Origin of the sequence: Sulfitobacter noctilucicola (genome assembly GCF_000622385.1) — a bacterium.
Lineage (GTDB): Bacteria > Pseudomonadota > Alphaproteobacteria > Rhodobacterales > Rhodobacteraceae > Sulfitobacter > Sulfitobacter noctilucicola.
The window spans coordinates 1147352-1167261 of record NZ_JASD01000008.1; the positions used below are offsets into that span (position 1 = coordinate 1147352).

Annotated in this window: 11 protein-coding genes; 6 read left to right on the forward strand and 5 right to left on the reverse strand. The window is 58.8% G+C overall.

Features of this window, described 5'->3' with window-relative positions; translation table 11 throughout:
* Positions 1-10 precede the first annotated feature (10 nt).
* Entirely contained in the window at positions 11-790 is a 780-nt protein-coding gene (gene yaaA, locus Z946_RS0109375) for a peroxide stress protein YaaA (RefSeq protein WP_025055478.1), read from the forward strand.
* Here yaaA and Z946_RS0109380 read toward each other — a convergent pair.
* Complete coding sequence (locus Z946_RS0109380) at positions 775-2940, reverse strand: ATP-binding protein (RefSeq protein WP_025055479.1); 2166 nt, start codon at positions 2938-2940, stop codon at positions 775-777. The genes yaaA and Z946_RS0109380 overlap by 16 nt on opposite strands.
* 152 nt (positions 2941-3092) lie before the next feature.
* Here Z946_RS0109380 and Z946_RS0109385 point away from each other — a divergent pair, with 152 nt between their 5' ends.
* From Z946_RS0109385 to Z946_RS0109405, 5 genes are all read left to right on the forward strand, one after another.
* The gene (locus Z946_RS0109385; RefSeq protein ID WP_025055480.1) at positions 3093-8540 is read left to right on the forward strand and encodes an alpha-2-macroglobulin family protein; all 5448 of its coding nucleotides are present in this window, start codon (positions 3093-3095) and stop codon (positions 8538-8540) included.
* Positions 8540-10567: a penicillin-binding protein 1C gene (gene pbpC / locus Z946_RS0109390; RefSeq protein WP_025055481.1), complete on the forward strand. Its 2028-nt coding sequence runs from the start codon at positions 8540-8542 to the stop codon at positions 10565-10567. The genes Z946_RS0109385 and pbpC overlap by 1 nt, the downstream gene beginning before the upstream one ends.
* 69 nt (positions 10568-10636) lie before the next feature.
* The gene (locus Z946_RS0109395; RefSeq protein ID WP_025055482.1) at positions 10637-11287 is read left to right on the forward strand and encodes a DUF1007 family protein; all 651 of its coding nucleotides are present in this window, start codon (positions 10637-10639) and stop codon (positions 11285-11287) included.
* Positions 11272-12198: a nickel/cobalt transporter gene (locus Z946_RS0109400; protein WP_025055483.1), complete on the forward strand. Its 927-nt coding sequence runs from the start codon at positions 11272-11274 to the stop codon at positions 12196-12198. Before Z946_RS0109395 ends, Z946_RS0109400 begins: the two co-directional genes overlap by 16 nt.
* Before the next feature lie 212 nt (positions 12199-12410).
* Entirely contained in the window at positions 12411-13154 is a 744-nt protein-coding gene (locus tag Z946_RS0109405) for a Stf0 family sulfotransferase (RefSeq protein ID WP_025055484.1), read from the forward strand.
* A gap of 17 nt (positions 13155-13171) precedes the next feature.
* Here the strand turns inward: Z946_RS0109405 and Z946_RS0109410 are convergent, their stop codons facing one another.
* The 4 genes from Z946_RS0109410 to Z946_RS0109425 are packed head-to-tail and all read right to left on the reverse strand — an operon-like array spanning position 13172 to position 19870.
* On the reverse strand, positions 13172-15214 hold the full coding sequence (locus tag Z946_RS0109410; protein ID WP_025055485.1) for a membrane protein: 2043 nt from the start codon (positions 15212-15214) through the stop codon (positions 13172-13174).
* On the reverse strand, positions 15211-17985 hold the full coding sequence (locus Z946_RS0109415; protein WP_025055486.1) for a DUF4159 domain-containing protein: 2775 nt from the start codon (positions 17983-17985) through the stop codon (positions 15211-15213). The genes Z946_RS0109410 and Z946_RS0109415 overlap by 4 nt, the downstream gene beginning before the upstream one ends.
* The gene (locus tag Z946_RS0109420; RefSeq protein WP_025055487.1) at positions 17982-18866 is read right to left on the reverse strand and encodes a DUF58 domain-containing protein; all 885 of its coding nucleotides are present in this window, start codon (positions 18864-18866) and stop codon (positions 17982-17984) included. Before Z946_RS0109420 ends, Z946_RS0109415 begins: the two co-directional genes overlap by 4 nt.
* A complete protein-coding gene (locus Z946_RS0109425) occupies positions 18863-19870 on the reverse strand; it encodes an AAA family ATPase (RefSeq protein ID WP_025055488.1) in 1008 nt (335 codons plus the stop codon). Before Z946_RS0109425 ends, Z946_RS0109420 begins: the two co-directional genes overlap by 4 nt.
* Positions 19871-19910: the final 40 nt, after the last annotated feature.

Genomic DNA, 19910 nt, shown 5'->3' on the forward strand with positions numbered 1-19910 from the left:
GGAACCCCTGATGCTGGTCGTAATTTCGCCTGCCAAAAAGCTTGATTGGTCTCCCAAAGATACGCCGGTGACGCAGCCTGATTTTCAGGATGATGCCATTCGCTTGGCCAAGACGGCCCGAAACCTGACGCTGGGCGATCTCAAAGATCTGATGGGGCTAAGTGATGATCTTGCGCGCCTGAACCGGGACCGCTTTCAGGCATTTGAGGCATCACCGGAATCCACTATTACCAGACCTGCAGCCTTGGCCTTTGCGGGCGACACCTATCAAGGTTTGGAAGCCGCTAGTCTGGACGACGACGAAATGGCTTGGGCACAGGACCACCTGCGCATTCTTTCGGGCCTCTACGGCGTGCTGCGTCCCTTGGATGCGATCCAGCCGTACCGTCTTGAAATGGGCAGCAAGCTGAAGACCCGCCGCGGTAAAACGCTTTATGAATACTGGCGTGATGATCTATCCAAGGCACTAAATGCGCAGGCGGAGCAGACCGGAAGCGATACGTTGATAAACTGCGCCAGTCAGGAGTATTTCGGAGCAGTTGCGCCGAAGGCGCTAAAACTCAACGTCGTGACCCCGCAGTTTATGGAAGACAAACACGACGGCAAGGGCCCGAAAATTGTCAGTTTCTTTGCCAAGAAAGCACGCGGTGCCATGGCCCGCTATATTGTACAAAACCGCTTAAACGATCCGGATGACATCCGCGAATTCAACGTTGGCGGCTACACGTGGAATGCCGAACTCTCAACGCCGCAAAAACCTGTATTTCTGCGCGACTATCCATCTCCCTGAGGGAGGGCGAGAGGGGCCATTTCATCGGGATCAAACGCCTTTTCGATCTGGTCAAAGATCAACTGCTTGCGCAGCGGTTTCGTCAGGTAGTGGTCAAGGCCCGATGCCAGAATATCGGTGTCGTCGCCTTCCATCGCATGGGCCGTTAAAGCAACGATTGGCGTGTGCCGATCCCCCTCGCTCCGGCGAATTGCAAGCGTGGCATCCTTTCCGTCCATCTTTGGCATTGAGATATCCATAAAGACAAGGTCAGGGTGAAGCGCCTGAAACAGGGCAACGGCTTCCTCGCCGTTATTGGCAAAGGTCAAATTAACGTTCAACGACTTTATCATCTTTCGAAACACCAGCTGGTTTGTCTTATTGTCCTCAGCAGCCAGAATACGCATCCGGCGTCCGTTTTCAGGTTGTGAAAGGGGCGCATCGGACCTTTCAGGTGGAACGGCGAATTCAATCTCGCTGAGCAATGCCATCAAGTCCTGTCGGGCGGGCAGGTCATGCAATACGCCCTTTACCATATCCCAATGGTGATACAGCGCTGTCTCCGGCGTTAGGCTTAGAATGATAACCGGAACATCAACGCCTTGCGCATCCAATTGGGTCAGCGTATCGCGGGCTTCATTTTCCTGCACCAGCAACAGATCAACCTGACCTGCAAGCAGTGCCAGTGCCTCTGTCGCGGTATCGCAGAGCGTGACGCGACTGCCCAATTGAGTGATCTGCCGTTCTATAACACTGCGATTGATATTTGGCGGGGCGACGACCACTGTGTGACGCAAGGCTGGGGGGCGCGACCATACTGGCGGATTGGAGTTATCCGTCAGAGCCATATCCAACCTGAAGCCGAAACAAGAACCGGCACCATCCTCTGACGTGACCCAGATTTGCCCGCCCATGAGTTCGACAAGACGTTGCGATATCGCAAGCCCCAGTCCTGTCCCGTCAAACTGGCGGTTGCGTTCATTTTCCACTTGGTTGAATTCACCAAAGATGTGATCGACCATGTCAGCAGGAATGCCGATGCCGGTATCCTCTATGCTGACGTGCAGGCGCAAACGCTGATTCTGCGTGTCGGTCACACCGGTAACCCGCACCAACACATGGCCCTTGGTGGTGAATTTTACTGCGTTCCCGATCAGATTGGTCATCACCTGTCGCAAGCGGCCGGCATCCCCGATCATCTGGGTGGGCAAGAACATGTCGTAGTCCATCAACAACGACAGCCCCTTGTTGTGGGCATTGGACTGGAGCAGCATCAAGACCTCCAGGATGGCCCGTTCCAGATCGAAAGGCGCATTGTGCAGCTCAAGCTTGTTCGCTTCGATCTTGGAATAGTCCAGCACGTCATTGATGATGACCAAAAGCGCCTCACCTGAATTCTTGATCGTTTGCACGAACAGGTGCTGTTCATCGTCCAGCGCGCTGTCCTGAAGCAATTCTGCCATGCCGATCACGCCATTCATGGGTGTTCTGATCTCATGGGACATATTCGCAAGGAAAGCGGATTTGGCTCTGTTCGCGCCCTCCGCGATGGCACGTGCTTCCTTGAGATCCTTCTCGTATTTGACCGTTTCAGTGATATCCAGACCAAGCGAGACCATGTCCCCCTCCGGCCCGCGCTGGTCGATCAATTTAATATAGCCCCTGTTCCACAGCTGGATGGTTATCGGCTCCGGCATCTCCTGCTGTATCCGTTCCGCCATCATGTTCCGCCATTCTGCGGGTCCCATGTCACCGGTATTCACAATCCCTTCATCGGTGAGCATTTGCAGGATCGTCACATAATTCACGCCCGGACCAATCACTTCGAGGCCATCGAAAATGCGCATGTAGGCGCGGTTTGCCATGATCATTTCGTTGTCAGCGTTGAAGAAGGCGAACCCGTCATTGATTGTCTCAATCGAATGCCACAGGCGGCGCTCTGCAATTGCGATCTTCTGGTTCGCGGCGCTCAAATCGGATTTCACGCGCAGGTTTTCGCCGCGAATCGTCTCCACCTGCGCGCGCGTTTCGACGATTTCTTCGCTCAACTGCTGCGCACGTGTCCCCAGTTTCCGGTTGGCCGCAAAAAGTTCGGCCTGTTTCAGCTCAAGCAAACGCTCCGCCGCAAGCCGGTTGCGCCGTTCCTCAGTGAGTTTGCTGGCAAGGCTCATCCGCCGCTCCGTCAGGATGGTGTTCTGGCGCGACCCTGAATGAACAGCGTGAATATTGGCTTAAGGAACCTGCGGGTGCGTATCCTGAAGCAAAGCCTTGCCGCATGGCAGGGCACATGGCAGGCTAATCCCATTCAAAAAGGAGATTTCGGATGCGTGGTTATTTTTGCCGCTGGCGCACAGTCTTTTTGGCGTGCATTTCGGTTTTATCCATATGTGGACTGGCGTCGGCAGAGAACGCCGTTCCTGATCATCGCTATCTCTTTTCACGGGATGTCGATTTTTATGGTGCGGATCTGACCAACCTTTTTGATACGGATCAGGCATCCTGCGTTCGCGCATGCTCTGCGCAGACCGATTGTGTTGCTTTTACGTTCAATACACGCAGCAAGGCATGCTTCCCGAAATCAGCTATCACGGAGCGTTCCTCTTACGAGGGAGCCATATCGGCCACCAAAATCGCAACGTCCTCCGAGGTATTGGACGCCGAGCCGGACCGGATAGCAGAGCTTGCATTTCTACCTGCCGAAGACTTTGCCCAAGCCCGCCGTTTTGTCGCGACCAATTCGCAGCGGTACTCGTTTTCAGATGACCTTATCGATGATCTGATTGCCGCGATGCGGTCGGCCGGGCAATCGGGTGATACCAATGACGCTATGCGCTGGGCCGGTAAGGCTGTTGCACTGTCGGACCGTGCTGACCTGTGGACCGCGTATGCGCGTTTTGCACTGATCCGTGCGGCCGAGGGGAACAATGCGGAGCGTACGCGCATACGCGCCGAAGCGTTGTCTGCGGCAACAAATGCCTATCTGCGGGCGGACCGCGACGGTGTCCGCATAGATGCCCTTCGCCTACTGGCATCCGCGCTCCAACTCAACAATCGGGGCCGCGATATGATCCCGGCGTTGCGGCTTGCTTTGACCATAGATCAGCGGGTGGACGTACAAGCGAGCCTTGACGATGCTATTGGTAAATACGGATTTCGCATCACCGGACACCGCGTTGACAACAACGCGGCAGAACCCCGCATCTGCGCCGAATTCTCTGAACCGCTTATTCAGACCGGCGCTGATTATGAGCCGTTCATACGGACCCAAGCACGTGGGCTCGTTGTGCAGCCCGACGAAAGCCAGCTTTGTATTGACGGGGTAGAACATGGTGCCCGCTACACCATCACCTTCCGTGCGGGCCTGCCCGGCATCAGCGGCGAAGTGCTGCACAAGGATGTGGACCTGTCTATTTATGTGCGCGACCGCGCCCCGTTTGTGCGTTTTGCCGGACGGTCTTATGTGCTGCCGCGTGGCGCAGAAACGGCGCTTCCGATTGAGACCATCAACATTGACACGCTTGATCTGAGCCTGCGTCGCGTGAGCGACCGCAACCTCGTGCGGGCCATCCGCGAAAGCTACTTCGGGCGGCCACTGAGTGCTTATGAGGATGACCGGTTTTCCAGTGATATGGCGCAGGAATTCTGGAAAGGTCAGGCAACCGTCCAGAATACGCTCAACGTGGAAATGACAACGCGGTTGCCGCTGGCAGATGCGTTGTCGGGCGAACCCGCTGGTATCTATGTGTTGAGCGCAAGCGTTCCGGGGCAGGACCGGTACGAAACACCTGCCGCGATGCAGTGGTTCATCCTGTCCGATCTGGGACTGAGCACCTTGTCGGGTGTTGACGGTATGACGGTGGCAGCACGCAGTCTTGCAACAACGTCACCGCGCGCAGGTATCAAGGTCAGCCTGATCAGCCGAGCCAATGCCGTCTTGGGTACCGCAACAACAGATGAAAGCGGGTTCGCGCAGTTTCCAGCTGGCCTGTCGCGTGGGGACGGTGCGGCCCAGTCCGCGCTGCTGATGGCACAGGATGGAAATAGCGACATTGCCTTCCTGCCGCTTACAGACCCTGCATTCGATCTGTCTGACAGGGGGGTGGAGGGGCACCCACCCGCACCTGCAATTGATACATTTCTCACCACCGACCGAGGGGCGTATCGTGTGGGCGAAACCATCTATGCCACTGCGCTCACCCGTTCCGCCAAGGCCGAAGGGCTGATCGAGTTGCCGGTGACGGCTATCCTGTCACGACCCGATGGTGTCGAATACAGCCGCCAGCTAAGCGCTGGTTCGCAAGCGGGCGGCCATGTGTTCGCAGTGCCTTTGGGACATGATATCCCGCGCGGTGCATGGCGGCTTGATATCAAATCGGACCTGAATGCGGCACCGCTGGCCAGCCAGACCGTTCTGGTCGAGGATTTCTTGCCTGAACGCATCGATTTCGACGCCACCTTGCCGGATGCACCGCTTAGGTTCGGGCAAAGCTCGGATTTGGCTGTCGATGTTCGCTATCTTTTCGGCGCACCGGGGGCAGGACTGTCCGTTGACGGAGAGTTGCGCCTGCGCTCGACCCGTCGTGTTGACGGTTGGGACGGCTTCCGGTTCGGTCGCCACGACACAGCGTTTCGTACGCTCACACGCGGCATAGATGCGGCAGTGACGGACGGCAAAGGCCGCGCCGCCCTTTCGCTTCCGCTGTCGCCCCTTGATGAAGCCCCCGATACCCCTATTGAAGCGGTCAGCATCCTGCGCGTTGCCGAAGGGTCTGGCCGACCGGTGGAGCGCCGGATCACCGCACCTGTCGCCACAGATGCCGCCCTGATCGGCATCAAGCCACTGTTCGATGATGTGCTGCTGGAAGGGGCAGAAGCTGCCTTTGAGGTGGTTGCTGTCGGACCGGACCGAACAACCACCCCGATGCCGCTGCGATGGACAGTGAACAAGGTCGAGACGAGGTATCAGTGGTATGAGCTTTATGGCAACTGGGAGTGGGAGCCGGTTACGCGCCGGATTCGTGTCGCTACAGGTGAACTGAATTACGATGACACGCCGCTGCGCGTTACGGCACCGACCGAATGGGGTGCCTACGAACTTGTGGTCGAACGGATCGGCAGCCCCTATGCGGCGTCTTCGGTCGCCTTCAATTCCGGATGGTACGGTGGTGACGGGGCAACCGATACCCCCGACCGGCTTGAGATGTCGTTGAACGCCGACACCTTTGCGACCGGTGATACGGCCACCTTGCGCCTAATGGCTGAAGGTGACGGGGTCGCATTGATATCCGTCCTGTCCAACCGCGTGATAGAGCGCCGGACAGTGCCGGTTGCCGCTGGTGAGAATACGCTGGATCTAGACGTGACAGAGGATTGGGGGACCGGTGCGTACATTACGGCGTCCGTTCTGCGGGGTATGGATGTGGCCGATGCACAAAACCCGTCACGCCAACTGGGCCTTGTTCATGCAAAGGTTTTGCCAGGGGCGAAAGAGCTGTCGGTCAGCATCGAAGCGCCAGATGTCATCGACGGGCAGGTGGGCACTTTGAACGCATCTGTTTTGGTGGATGGCATCACGGAGGGACAAACAGGCTATGTCACGCTGGCTGCGGTTGATGTGGGCATCTTGAACCTCACGGGATTTCAGGCACCTGATGTCACAGATCATTACTTTGGCCAGCGCCGGTTGGGTGTCGAAATCCGCGACATTTACGGTCGATTGATTGACGGGATGAATGGCGCGATGGGAAGCGTGCGCTCGGGCGGCGATGCGGCGGCGGCAGTACAAGTTCAATCAGCGCCTCCGACAGAAAAGTTGATGGCCCATTTCAGCGGTCCTATTCCTGTGGGGCCGGATGGCCGCGCCGAGGTCGAAATTCCCAAACCGGCTTTTAACGGCACAATCAAACTGATGGCGATTGCATGGACCGCGACATCGGTAGGGGATACATCGCGTGATGTCGTGGCCCAGGACCCCGTAGTCGTCACTGCGTCACTGCCACGGTTTTTGGCACCCGGTGACAACAGCCGCCTGCTGCTGGAACTTGTCGATGCGCAAAACGCCGGAGGGGACGCAAAGCTTGAGCTATATGCGGACGCTGGGCTCGCGATGGGGGACTATCCGTTCTCAGTCTCGCTGGAGGGCGAGAAAAAGCTGAGGCTGGAAATACCATTGGCTGCGCGAGAGATTGGCGATCATCAGATCACGGTCGTTCTGACCACGTCCGACGGCACAGAATTGCGCAAGGAACTAACGGTGCCGGTGCGCGATAACGATCCCCAAGTCGCCACAACACGTCAATTCAAACTCGGTGCGGGCGAAACGTTTACCTTTGACGGCAATGTCTTTGCGGGTCTTCGGCTTGGCACCTCTACGGCCACGCTCACTGCTGGTCCGTTGGCACGTTTTGATGTACCCGGGTTGCTGATGCAACTGGACCGTTACCCGTATGGCTGCACCGAACAGGTGACATCGGGGGCCATGCCATTGCTCTACCTCAGTGCCACCGCTCAGGCGGCTGGACTTGGTGCATCTGCTGATATCCGGTCGCGCATCGATCAGGCAATATCGCGGGTGCTGGCGCGGCAATCGAGTAACGGATCATTTGGGATGTGGCAGGCACAGTCCGGCGAGTTCTGGCTTGACGCTTATGTGGCCGACTTCCTGTCACGTGCCCGCGACGTAGGCTATGACGTGCCCGATCTGGCGTTCAGCCTTGCCATGGATAATCTGCGCAACCGGATCAGCTACGCCCCTGATTTCGACAAAGGCGGCGAAGATATCGCTTATGCGCTGCTGGTTCTCGCGCAGGAGGGGGCCGCGAACATGGGCGATCTGCGTTACTATGCGGACACCAAAGCAGAGGCTTTCGGTACACCCATGGCACTGGCGCAACTGGGTGCCGCGCTCGCAGCTTATGGCGATCAAATCCGTGCTGATGAGCTGTTCCGCCGCTCTGCATCGCTGCTGAAAACCCCGTTAAACACCGACGGCTGGCGGACAGATTTCGGTAGCCCTCTCCGCGACAGGGCTGCTGTGCTGAAATTGGCGGTGGAAGCAGGCAGCGAGGCGATAAACCGCCCCGATCTAATCAGTGCCTTGCATGGCACTTCGCGCAGCCTGTCGACGCAAGAGGCCGCGCAGGTCCTTCTTGCTGCGCACGCCTTGTCCTCGTCAGATAACAAATCGACTCTGCAGGTGGATGGAAAGCCAGCAGAAGGACCTATCGTCAAACGTCTGGATGATACAAGCGGCGCGTTCTCAGACATTCGGAATACCGGAAGCACCCCGGTTGATGTGACGATGACAACCTATGGCGTCCCCGAAGTGGCCCCTGATGCCAACGGTTATGGCTACAAGATCACGCGCAGTGTCTACACGATGGACGGCGCAGCGGTCAGCGGATCAGCTGTTGCCGGTGACCGGCACGTCATCGTGATCGAGGTCACGCCATTTGAAGCTATCGGTGCACGGCTGATTATCGAAGATCCTCTGGCTGCAGGATATGAAATCGATAACCCCAACCTGCTGCGCAGCGGAGATATTGCAGCACTTGATTGGCTGGTAACGGCTGATGCCGAAATGACGGAATTCCGCGCTGACCGCTTTATCGCAGCGGTGAACCACCGTAATGCGGAGCCGTTTCGTTTGGCCTATGTTGTCCGGGCTGTCACGCCCGGCATCTACCACAAGCCTGCCGCGACGGTCGCCGACATGTATCGCCCTGAATATCGTGCCAATACGGCAGCAAGTCAGGTCAGGATCACGCCCTAATGCGCCGCTTAGCGCCCTTTATCCTTGTGACCTTGCTCTGGTCCGGCGCGGCCCTGCGCGACAGGGTGGATCAATGGATCGATCACACGGTTCTGCCGCCGATGTACGCCGATACCTCGGTCGAGGTGCGTGACAGGGACGGTGATTTGTTGCGCATCTTTGCGGTTGAGGGCGGGCGGGTGAGACTGGCAGTTGAGCCGGAATTGGTGGACCCCGAATTTGTGTCGATGCTGATCGCCTACGAGGACAAACGGTTCTACGCTCACAACGGTGTCGACTTGCGGGCGGCAATACGTGCCGCGATTCAGGCTCTTATGGCCGGTGAAATTGTCTCGGGCGGTTCGACCCTGACCATGCAGGTGGCCCGCCTGCTTGAGAATTCCGGCACAGGGCGCTGGACCGGAAAGCTGCGGCAGGTGCGGTTGGCGCTTGCGCTTGAGCGGCGGTTGACGAAATCGGATATCTTGAAGCTGTACCTTCTCCACGCGCCCTATGGCGGTCCTGTTGAAGGTGTCCGCGCCGGTGCACTGGCGTGGTTCGGAAAAGAGCCGTCGCGGCTGAACAAGGCTGAGGCCGCCTTGTTGGTTGCTTTGCCCCAATCGCCAGAAACCCGCCGTCCCGACAGGCATCCGGATGCAGCACGCAAAGCGCGTGATCGTGTTCTGGCGCGGGTCGGGTCGCCTGCTCCGATATATCACGCGGCGCTCCCAAGGCGGATGCGTCCGTTTGTACGGCTTGCGCCACATCTTACCGACCTTGTTCGCAACAGCGATCCGCTGACGCGGTACCACGACCTGACGCTTGATGCAGGCCTGCAGCGACAGGTCGAAGACATTGCTACCCGCGCCATGTCGAGACAGACGAGAGGCGTCTCGGTGAGCATCGTCGTCGCAGAGCATCAAACCGGCACCGTGCTGGCGTCAGTCGGGTCCGGTTCCTACTCAGCGCACAACGGGGCGCTCGGCTTTGTGGACATGACCCGCGCCAAAAGATCACCCGGTTCGACGCTCAAGCCCTTCATCTACGGGCTGGCCTTCGACCAGGGGTTGGTACATCCGGAAAGCCTGATTGATGATATTCCGACCTCCTTTGGCCGCTATGCCCCGCAAAATTTTGACGGTGTTTTCAGAGGGGCTGTAACGGTGCGCGAAGCTTTGCAGCTGTCGCTCAATATCCCTCCACTGCTCTTGTTAGATGAACTGGGGCCGACCCGTCTGATGGCCCTCATGCGCAAGGGCGGTGCACAGCCTGCCTTGCCAGGAGGTGCCGCCGGGCTGGCCATCGGCTTGGGGGGAATCGGCATTTCGCTGAATGATCTGGTACAGCTTTACGGCGGACTGGCCCAAGGTGGGCAGGTGTTTGAACTTCGCCACAATATGAAATCAGGCATAAGTACACCGCGCCGGATCATGACGCGCAAGGCTGCTTGGCAGGTCTCGCATATTCTGGCGGGCATGCCTGCGCCCGCAGGATATGCTACCCCGTCGCAAAAGGATATCGGGTACAAGACAGGGACATCGTACGGTCACAGGGATGCATGGGCGATCGGGTTCGATGGTAAGCATGTCGTAGGAGTATGGCTGGGCCGTCCCGACGGAACACCCGTTCCGGGAGCCTTCGGTGGAGAAATGGCCGCGCCATTGATGTTCGAGGCTTTTGCCCGTCTGGGCTCTCGCCCCGTTGCCCTTCCGCCGCCGCCTGCCGAAACACTTTTGCTGAGCACAAACCAGCTGCCGGTCCCGCTTCAGCGCTTCCGCAGCCGCACCGCTGCTTTTGATAAAGCACCCGACAGCCCGCATGTCCGGTTCCCGCCGGATCAAGCAATACTGAAACTTGGCGATGAAGGCGTACCACTGAAAATTGCATCCGGTACCTTGCCCTTGAGTGTGATCGTAGACGGGGTGCCGGTTCTTACCGGTTTACGACACCGCGAAACTCTTTTGCCGCTGACGGAGCAGGGCTTTTCCCGCATTTCAGTCGTGGATGCACAGGGTCGTTCCGCCAGCGTCGGTATTGAGTTGCGGTAGCGGCAAACCGCCGCCTGCGGTTATCTGCAATCTTGTTGCGACAGATCAGGTGATATAAGTGATAGAATGATGAAACGCCTCGCTATCGCCCTCTTTTTATTGGCCATTGCGCAGCCATTGGCGGCGCATCCGCATATCTTTGTCGATACCGGTCTCGATCTGCGCTTTGATCAGGAAGGACGCCTGACAGAGGTCAAGATCACCTGGGCCTACGATGAATTCTACTCGCTGTTGATCATGGAAGACCGCGAGCTTGATCCGGACTTTGACGGCATCCTCACATCGGAAGAAAAAGCGAACCTGACAGGGTTCGATATGCAATGGACGCCCGGGTTCAACGGTGATCTGGTCGTGATGCAGGGTGACCGCATGCTTGCGCTTTCGGGTCCGCAAGAGGCCACAGCGATTTACGAGGACGCACGGATCACGACGACCCACGTCCGCCAGATTGACCCTGAGCAGGTGGTTGGCGAAAGGATCGAAATCCGCCCCTATGATCCGACCTACTATACCGCCTATGACATCACGCTGCCGGTTCGCATTGAAGGGGCCGACATTTGCGGACAGCGGATAGAGGTGCCGGATTTGGACGCTAATATGATGATGGTGCGTGAACAGCTTAACGCGCTGGACGCAGACGCAAGTATTGATGAACTGAACATGCCGGATATCGGTATTCTTCTGGCAAGCACTGTCGTCGTAACATGCGATATTTCCTGAGTTTTGCCGCGCTCTGCGTTCTTGCGCTGCTGGGGTGGTTCTGGCTTGCGGGCGGTTTCGACCGTCTGGGGTTCTGGGCCGCAGGACAACAGCGGGATTTCCAGAATGCTATCGCGGGTGCCTTGCGGCAGGCCCGCGCGGGTGAAGTCGGTGCGGTAACGGCATTGCTGACGGCCTGCTTTGCATACGGACTGGCCCATGCAGCAGGGCCGGGGCACGGCAAGGTTTTGATCGGGGGTTACGGCATCGCGCGTCAGGTGCCGATGGTGCGCCTGTCCCTTATCGCTTTGGCGGCGTCGCTGGGCCAGGCAGTTATGGCTGTCGCACTGGTCTATGCCGGTGTGCTGGTCCTCAACCTTGGACGCAAAACGATGGTCCAATGGACCGAAGCGGTAATGGCGCCTGTAAGCTACGGTGCCATCGCGATCATCGGGCTTTGGCTCATGTGGCGTGGCCTGCGCAGTCTGATGAGGCAGCAGAGCACCGCATCGGAAGTGCACGATCACGATCATCACGGGCACGATCATCAAGGACACGGGGATGTTTGCAGCAGTTGTGGGCACAAGCACGGCCCCACTTTGGACGAGGTGGATCAAGTCTCGACCTTGCGTGAAGCGCTCGTTCTTATCGCAGGCATCGCGATCCGGCCCTGTACCGGCGCGCTGTTCGTGCTGATCATCACATGGCAGATGGGCATTGGCGAACTGGGCATCGCGGGTGCGTTTGCGATGGCATTCGGCACGGCCTTGGTCACCGTTATGGTTGGCCTTGCGGCGGGTTCGCTAAGGGGTGGCATGCTCGCAGGGCTTGGCGGCTCGCTCCATCTCGCACGGGCTGTTGCCATGGTTGAGGTTCTTGCCGGGCTTGTCGTCGTAATCCTTGCGGGTGGTCTTTTGCTGCGGGCGATCTAACGCCACTCGCTATGCGGGGTGGCAGGTCCGGCCATCAAGCGCGATGGCAGAGGGTGACGCCATCTTGTTCCCTGATCTGTTCCACGATAAGCCGCAGTCTTAGGCGTATTCAACTGGTGGGGCCTTTGTCTTTGCGGACACTATTCTACAAATACAGACGCAGAAGCCCCTTCAATCACAGCGTACCATGTCGGCCGCATTTTAATGATTTGATGTCGCGACCTTTGCCCGATCTGCGGTATGCGATTTTCTTCACTCCAAGAAGCGGGTCTTCGTATCTGAGCGATCTGATCGGGGGCACAGGAACGATGGGAGACGCCGTCGAAGTGTTCAATCCAGTCTTGGCACATTCGATTGCACGGGCAATGGGGGCGTCATCTCTCGACGAATATGTTGGCAAAATTCTGCGGGCACGAAATACCAAGGGCGTCTTCGGGGCAGAGCTGACGTGGCCACACTTGCTGAGCATTTTCAAAACGGAGCGCCGGTTCCTGCAGTATGTCGAGCCGTCGAAATTCATCTGGCTCAGACGGCAGGACATCGTCGCACAAGCAGTGTCAGTGATGGCAATGGTGCAGTCGGGCGTCGCGCATGCCAAGAGCGCAACCAAAGACGATATCCAGCGCTCAAGAGATACGCTTGTCTATGATCAGAGGCATATCAGGCGCATCGTCTCCATGCTTGCATGGTCCGAGCGCAATATCGAAAGCTTCTTTCAAGCGCATCAAGTTGAGCCCCTGCGCATGACCTATGAGCAGATGATGGCGACACCAACGCATGAAATTGTGCAGTCCATCGCTGACCACCTTGGGGTAAAGATTGATCTCGGCGACGCCCCCGAGAGCGGACATAAAAAGCTTTCCGGTTCTAGGAATAGTGATTTTGCCGACCGTTTCCGCACGGAAAATGCGTCGTTTGTCCGTAAGGTAGAGCAAAGGCGCGTCGCAGGTTCCTGACGGGTTAGTGAGGCACTCTACCTCCGCCCCTCGCGAAGCCATGCGGCAGTGATCAGTCCCGCCGACAGGAACAGCACGAGCCATCCCGGTAGGATCGGGGTCTGACGGATGTCGCGTGTCTCGTAGGCACCACGCGGCGTAAGGCCAACCCAGCCGCGCCCCGCCGCAGGGCGTCCGGCCCGCACGTTGCGCAAGCGTGGCAAGCCATCCTCCAGCCGGACCACACCACCGCGCAACGCATCGACAGCAGGGGCTAGGGCGTCAGCACTCGCAATTGTCTCGACAAATTCGCGGGGTGCGGCCGGGCCAAGACCGATAACTGCCGTCTGATCTTCGTTTTCTAATCGGTACAGCCCTATTTCGGGTCCTTGATAGGTTCCTTCGAATTGCCCTGCGGAAGTCTCGCCCATTTCCACTTCCGAGGTGGTTCCGTCCGGTGCCGTCACGGCCACTGGAGGAACGTTGCCCTCCAGCGTGCGACGAATGATCCGCATCGTCTGGCCTTCGGCAGTTGCGGTCAAAGCTTCTTCTTCCAGCTCGGGCTCTTTCATCATCCAGTGCGCCAAACGCCGCAAGAGCTCCAACTGCGGACCACCACCTTCGTAGCCACGGCTCCAGAGCCATGCATGATCGGAGGCAAGTAGCGCCACGCGTCCTTCTTCCACGCGGTCAAGGATCAGCAGCGGACGTCCGTCAATGCCCTCCATAACCACATTGCCGTTGGTCTCTGTCACATCAATCTGCCGCAACCAACGCCCCCAATCACCATTATCTGGCAGATCGGTGGTGACAGGATGGCGGTCGCCAAGGTCGGTGACCAATGGACGGAATGGTTCTTCGAGTACACGTGCCGTCGGCGTGGCGGGCAGAATTGTGCTGAGCGGAGAACGGTAAAGACTGTCGGCGCTGGCATAGTCAGGCCCGGCGGCGACCAGTACCGCACCACCTTGACGCACGTAATTTGCCACGTTGTCTAGATAAAGCGCTGGCAGGATGCCGCGCCTTTGGTAACGGTCAAAGATGATGAGATCGAAATCATCGATCTTTTCCATGAATAATTCGCGGGTCGGAAATGCAATCAGCGATAATTCGGTCACCGGCACGCCATCCTGTTTTTCCGGCGGACGCAGGATTGTGAAATGAACCAGATCAACAGAGCTGTCCGACTTAAGAAGGTTGCGCCATGTGCGTCCACCCGGATGCGGCTCTCCGCTGACCAGCAGCACCCGCAGGCGGTCCCGGACACCGTTCATCTGTATCAGGGCGCTGTTATTGCGATCTGTCAGTTCGCCTTCTGCTTCCGGAAGGGAGAACCGGATCACATTGCGCCCGCCGTGTGGCAGGGTGATCGGCAGCTCAAGGTCCTGACCAATAGGGATGCGGAAGGTTTGCGCCGGCTCCCCGTCGATAGAAATATCCAGCGGGGCAAGGGTTTCGCCCGCAGGTGCCGCGCCAAGGTCGTCGATTCGCAAGGTCAGGGTCACCGGCTCTCCGATGATTGCAAATGCGGGCGCGTTTCGCACCGTCAGCCTGCGGTCCCAGTCCGCTTCGGTGCCAGTCATCAGAAGGTGCATCGGTGCAGGCAGGTCAATTGGCAGATCAGCATCATGCACACGCCCGTCGCTAAGCGCGAGAATTCCGGCGACACGCGCGCGCGGCTCTTCTGCCAAAGCCTCGGTAATCGCGGCCATCACTTCGGTACCAGCATCACCCGCGCCGTCGGGAACGGTCACGCGGCGCAGTTCGGTGTTGGGGCGGGCCATGATCTGTGCGGCCAAAGCGTTGGCGGCATTCTCGGTTTGCGCTGCCCGGTTTCCCAACCGGCCACTGGCGCTTTCGTCCTCCACCAGCAAAACGATATCGCTCAGCGGCGCGCGGTCCTCCTGCTGATAGGACGGGTTGGCAAGCGCCCCCAGAACAACAGCGGCGGCAAGCCCGCGCAGGGGCCAGCCATTCAGCCCGCGCAGAATGGCGAGGATCAACGCGATCAAGGCGATGATCGCCACGACGATCAACAGCGAAACCGGTATCAGCGGATCATATACAATTGTCGCAGTCATTGGCCCAACCTATCCAACAGCGCAGGAACGTGTACCTGATCCGATTTGTAGTTGCCTGTCAGCACATGCATGATCAGGTTGACCCCAAACCGGCTGGCAAGTTCGCGCTGCCGGTCGCCGGAATAGCCGCGCCCGATAGGAACCATCGGCGCACCGTCACTGCGCACGGCCCATGCAGCGGCCCAGTCGTTCCCCCCGATCACAACAGGCGTGACGCCGTCATTCAGGTTCCGAAAGGGCATGCCTTCGATTTGTTCGGCGTTGGGCGGTGCCGCTTCAACCCAGACATCGCGGCTGTTGTGACGACCGGGGAAGTCCTGCAACAGATAAAAGGTGCGGGTCAGAACATGGTCGCCTGGCAGTGGCTCAAGCGGAGGAATAGCGAGTGCGGCAGCGAGATCTTGCAGTTTGCGACCATTGGGGCTTGCCGCGCCAAAGCTGGCGATATCCGCGTCACGGGTATCAAACAGGATCAACCCGCCTGAACGAAGGTAGTCATTTAGCTTGATATAGGCCTCGGCAGACGGGCGGGGCTGATCCGGCGTGACCGGCCAGTACAGGAACGGAAAGAACGCCAGTTCGTCCCGTTCCAGATCAACCGCAGTGGCGGGTGCAGGCTCGATCGACGTGCGGAAAAACAAGGTATCAGACAGGCCCTGCAAACCGGCGGCGGCAATTTCGTCCACCCTTGGGTTACCGGTAATGATGTGAGCAAGCGAGACTTCCGACGTGGCCGCGAGAGCGAATTCATCAGCCTCTGACTGTGCGTCTGCGGGCAGGCCGAAACCGACGAGGGGCAAAGCGATCAAAAACGCAGCGGCGGTCGCATTGCTTCGACGTAGCAATCTGCCGGACAGGGCGAGGGACGCCACAACATCGGCAAGCAGCAGGAGGATTGAAAGGCTGAGCAACCATCCTGCCACGGGTTGTTCAGGCGCAACAGCAATGCCGCGCACGGGTACATCCAGCGGCCAGCTGGCAGGCGTAAGGGCATCATTAGCACCAAAGGCATTGCGCGCCAGACGACGCTCTGCGTTGCCATAAATGCCCGGTTGCAATGCAATGCCTGCGGGTTCCGACACCAGTGCGGCACCGTCAACACCGGGCAGGTTGCCCGCGTCAGACAAGACCCCGTAACCGTCCATGACGCGCAGCGGCGTCCATGTGGTGCCTTCCAGATCCCCCGCATCCGGCGAGGCGGCGGCGGACGAGACTGCAAGGCGTTCCAGCATCTGCACAAACAGGCCCGAAAGCGGCAAGGTGGACCATTCCGCAGTGGCAGTCACGTGAAAGAGCACAATCTGCCCTTGGCCTACGACCTTGCGGGTCACCAGTGGCGTGCCGTCACTCAATGCGGCAATCACGCGGTTTGCAAGGGTAGGATCGGGTTGGGCCACGACCTGCGCTGTTACCACAACATCATCAGGGATACTCAGACCAAAGAAAGGCGAGGTGTCTTTGAAAGTGTCGAGCGATTTGGGTTCTCCCCAGCTCATTGCGCCACCAACACTGCGTCCACCGGCGCGCAGGCGCACAGGCATCAGCGGATCTTCGTCGAACCGGCTGATATCACTTGCTGCAACACGCGGTCCTGCAAAGCGGACCAGCATGCCGCCCTGATCGATCCACTCGAGCAACGGGGCAGCTTCGGCTTCTGACAGCGTAGCGACATCCGCCAGAACAATCACATCTGGGTTTGCAGGCAGCACGTCCGTAATGGAGCCGTCGATCAGATCGGCGGTCGGCTCAAGCGCCTGTTCGATATAATGAAGCGGCGACAAAAGCTGCAAGCCCTCTTGAGCGTTGTCACTTCCGATCAGCGCGACCTCTCTTCGGCGCAATGCATCATCCACAAGCGCAATCGCACCTGCCGAACGCTGTCCGGCAATTGCAAAGCCTGTGATCCGCGCACGCAATTCCGAAGGTAGAGAAAGTTCGGCGGTGGCAACGGTATCGCTGGCCTCAAAACTGGCATTTGCTGTGGCGAGGATCCGCGCGTTTCCTGCCGGATCACGCCCTTCTGCCTGTATCACAACCTCACGCGGCAAACCTGCCGCCGCGCGGGATACCATCAGATTAATCACGTTGTTTTCGTAGACCGCAGGCGCAATGGCGAGAACGTTTGCCGCAGTCTGGTAAACCTCAACTGAACCGCGGGCCTGCAACGCTTCGAGCACGCGGTCACGCCCCTCGTAGTCCAGCGCATCACTGAACCAGAGCGTGTCGAAATCTCCCAGGCCCTCGATGGCTTCTATCGTCTTTGCCACATCTGCGGGCGACGGTTGCCAGGGGGACGGGCTGAAGCCGGCAAGGCGCGTGCGCCAGACATCCGCTGACTGAAACACCGGCGCTTCGGGCCGAGTGAGCGCGATGAAACCGACAGTCCGCTCGGCGCGAGCCGCACGGGTCAGCTGCGCTTCTATCGCTCGGGTTTGCTCTGGCCAGTGGGTGGCACCGGCCCAACTGCCATCCAACACGATCAGCAACGGACCATCGCCTTGGGCCTGATCGGCCTGCGGGTTCAGCACCGGACCGGCCAGCCCCAGAATGATCGCGGCCACGGCCAGCATACGCAGCAGCAAAAGCCACCAAGGTGTCCTGTCTGACACGGTTTCATCGTCTGACAGACCCAACAGAAGTGCGACACCGGGAAAGCGGCGGCGGATCGGGGCAGGCGGGACCGCCCGCAGGATCAGCCAAAGGATCGGCAAGACCAGCAAAGCAACCAGCAGCCAAGGGGCAGTAAAACCGATGCCACCCAGAACCATCATGCGGCTACCCCTGACCGCGCATCAAGCGCGCCATAAAGCCACAACAAAGCAGACTGCGGCGAAGCATCTGTGTGGTGCAGGCCGTATTGCCAACCGGTTAACGCACAAAGCCGCTGTAGCTCGGCTTTGCGCGCAGCGAGCCGCTCCAGATAGCGCGCCTTGAGATCATTGGCCTTGAGGGTTTCATGGCGCAACGTACCGCCTACGCTTTCAAAAATCGTACGACCGGTGAAAGGGAATGCTTCTTCGGACGGGTCGAGCACATGATAGAGAACGCCGCGCACCCCACGGTCCGCAGCTTTGGTCAGCGCAGTCTGCACGCCGTCCAGATCCCCCATGAAGTCAGAGATAAAAACAGCGCGGGCATTGGGGATCATCGCGCGATGTTCCGGCGGGGGGTAGTCTGTGTCATCATCGCGGCAGAACAGCTCTGCCAGCCGCATGATCTGCGGGTTGCCGCGCCGCGGGGGCAAAAGAGTACCTGTCAGTCCTACACGCTCACCACCGCGCAAAAGCAAAATTGCAAGCGCCAGACCCAAAAGCCGTGCGCGGTCCGCCTTTTCAGGCAAACCCTTGGCAGAGGCAAACCGCATGGACGCGCCCTGATCAACCCAAAGCATGATGGATTGCGCAATTTGCCATTCGCGTTCACGCACGAATTCCTGATCGCCCCGCGCAGACCGGCGGTGGTCAATCATTCTGCGACTGTCACCCATCTGCGCTGGCCGGTATTGCCAGAAATCATCGCCCATTCCCGCACGCCTGCGTCCATGCGCGCCCAGCAGGACAGCACCGGCAAGGTGCTCTGCCCGGGCAAGCAAAGCAGGCAGTCGCGATGCCTGTTCTTCTGCATCCGCGCGAAGGGAGGTGGGTACGATCACGCGGCAGCCTTTGATTTGGTCAGATTGCTTGCGGTTTCGTCGATCAGCGCATGAAGACTGTCGCCGCGTGCACGTGCGGCAAAATTCAGCGCCATGCGGTGGGTCAGGACGGGGCGCGCCATATCGATGACATCCTCGGCCGAAGGCGCAAGGCGACCTTGCAACAGCGCACGTGCCCGTACCGCCAGCATCAGCGCCTGAGAGGCACGCGGGCCGGGCCCCCAAGCAACCGTATCGCGGACCTGCTGGCTCGCGCCCTCTTCATCCGGGCGGAAGGCCCGCACCAGATCGAGGATCATCTCGACCACTGAATCGCCTACCGGCATACGGCGCAGCAGACGCTGCGCATCAAGCAGTTCTTGCGTCGTGAAAACCTGTGTCGATGCGGCGTCTTCATCGCCTGTGGTTGCCAACAAGATATCACGTTCCGTCGCGCGGTCAGGATAGGCCACGTCAATCTGCACAAGAAAGCGGTCCAACTGCGCTTCCGGTAATGGATAGGTGCCTTCTTGCTCAATCGGGTTCTGGGTCGCCAATACGTGAAAGGGAATGCCCAATGTGCGGTCCTGCCCTGCGACAGTCACGGTCTTTTCCTGCATCGCCTGCAAAAGCGCGGATTGCGTGCGGGGGCTGGCGCGGTTGATTTCGTCGGCCATCAGCAACTGGCAAAAGATCGGCCCTTCGACAAAGCGGAACGCGCGGCTGCCATCTTCGGCTGTGTCCAGCACTTCGGACCCCAGAATATCTGCGGGCATCAGGTCTGGTGTAAATTGTACGCGGTTGCCATCCAGCCCCATCACGGTGCTGAGCGTTTCGACCAGGCGGGTTTTGCCCAGACCGGGCAGACCGATCAAAAGCCCATGACCGCCACACAAAAGCGCGGTTAACGTAAGCTCGACCACACGCTCCTGACCGATAAATCTCTTGGTGATCGAGCTCTTGGCTTGGGCGAGCTTTTCGCCAAGACTTTCGATCTGGGCCACCATGTCTTCGGCTTGGGTCATGACAAATGCTTCCTTGGAGTTATATGCATCAGTGTAAACC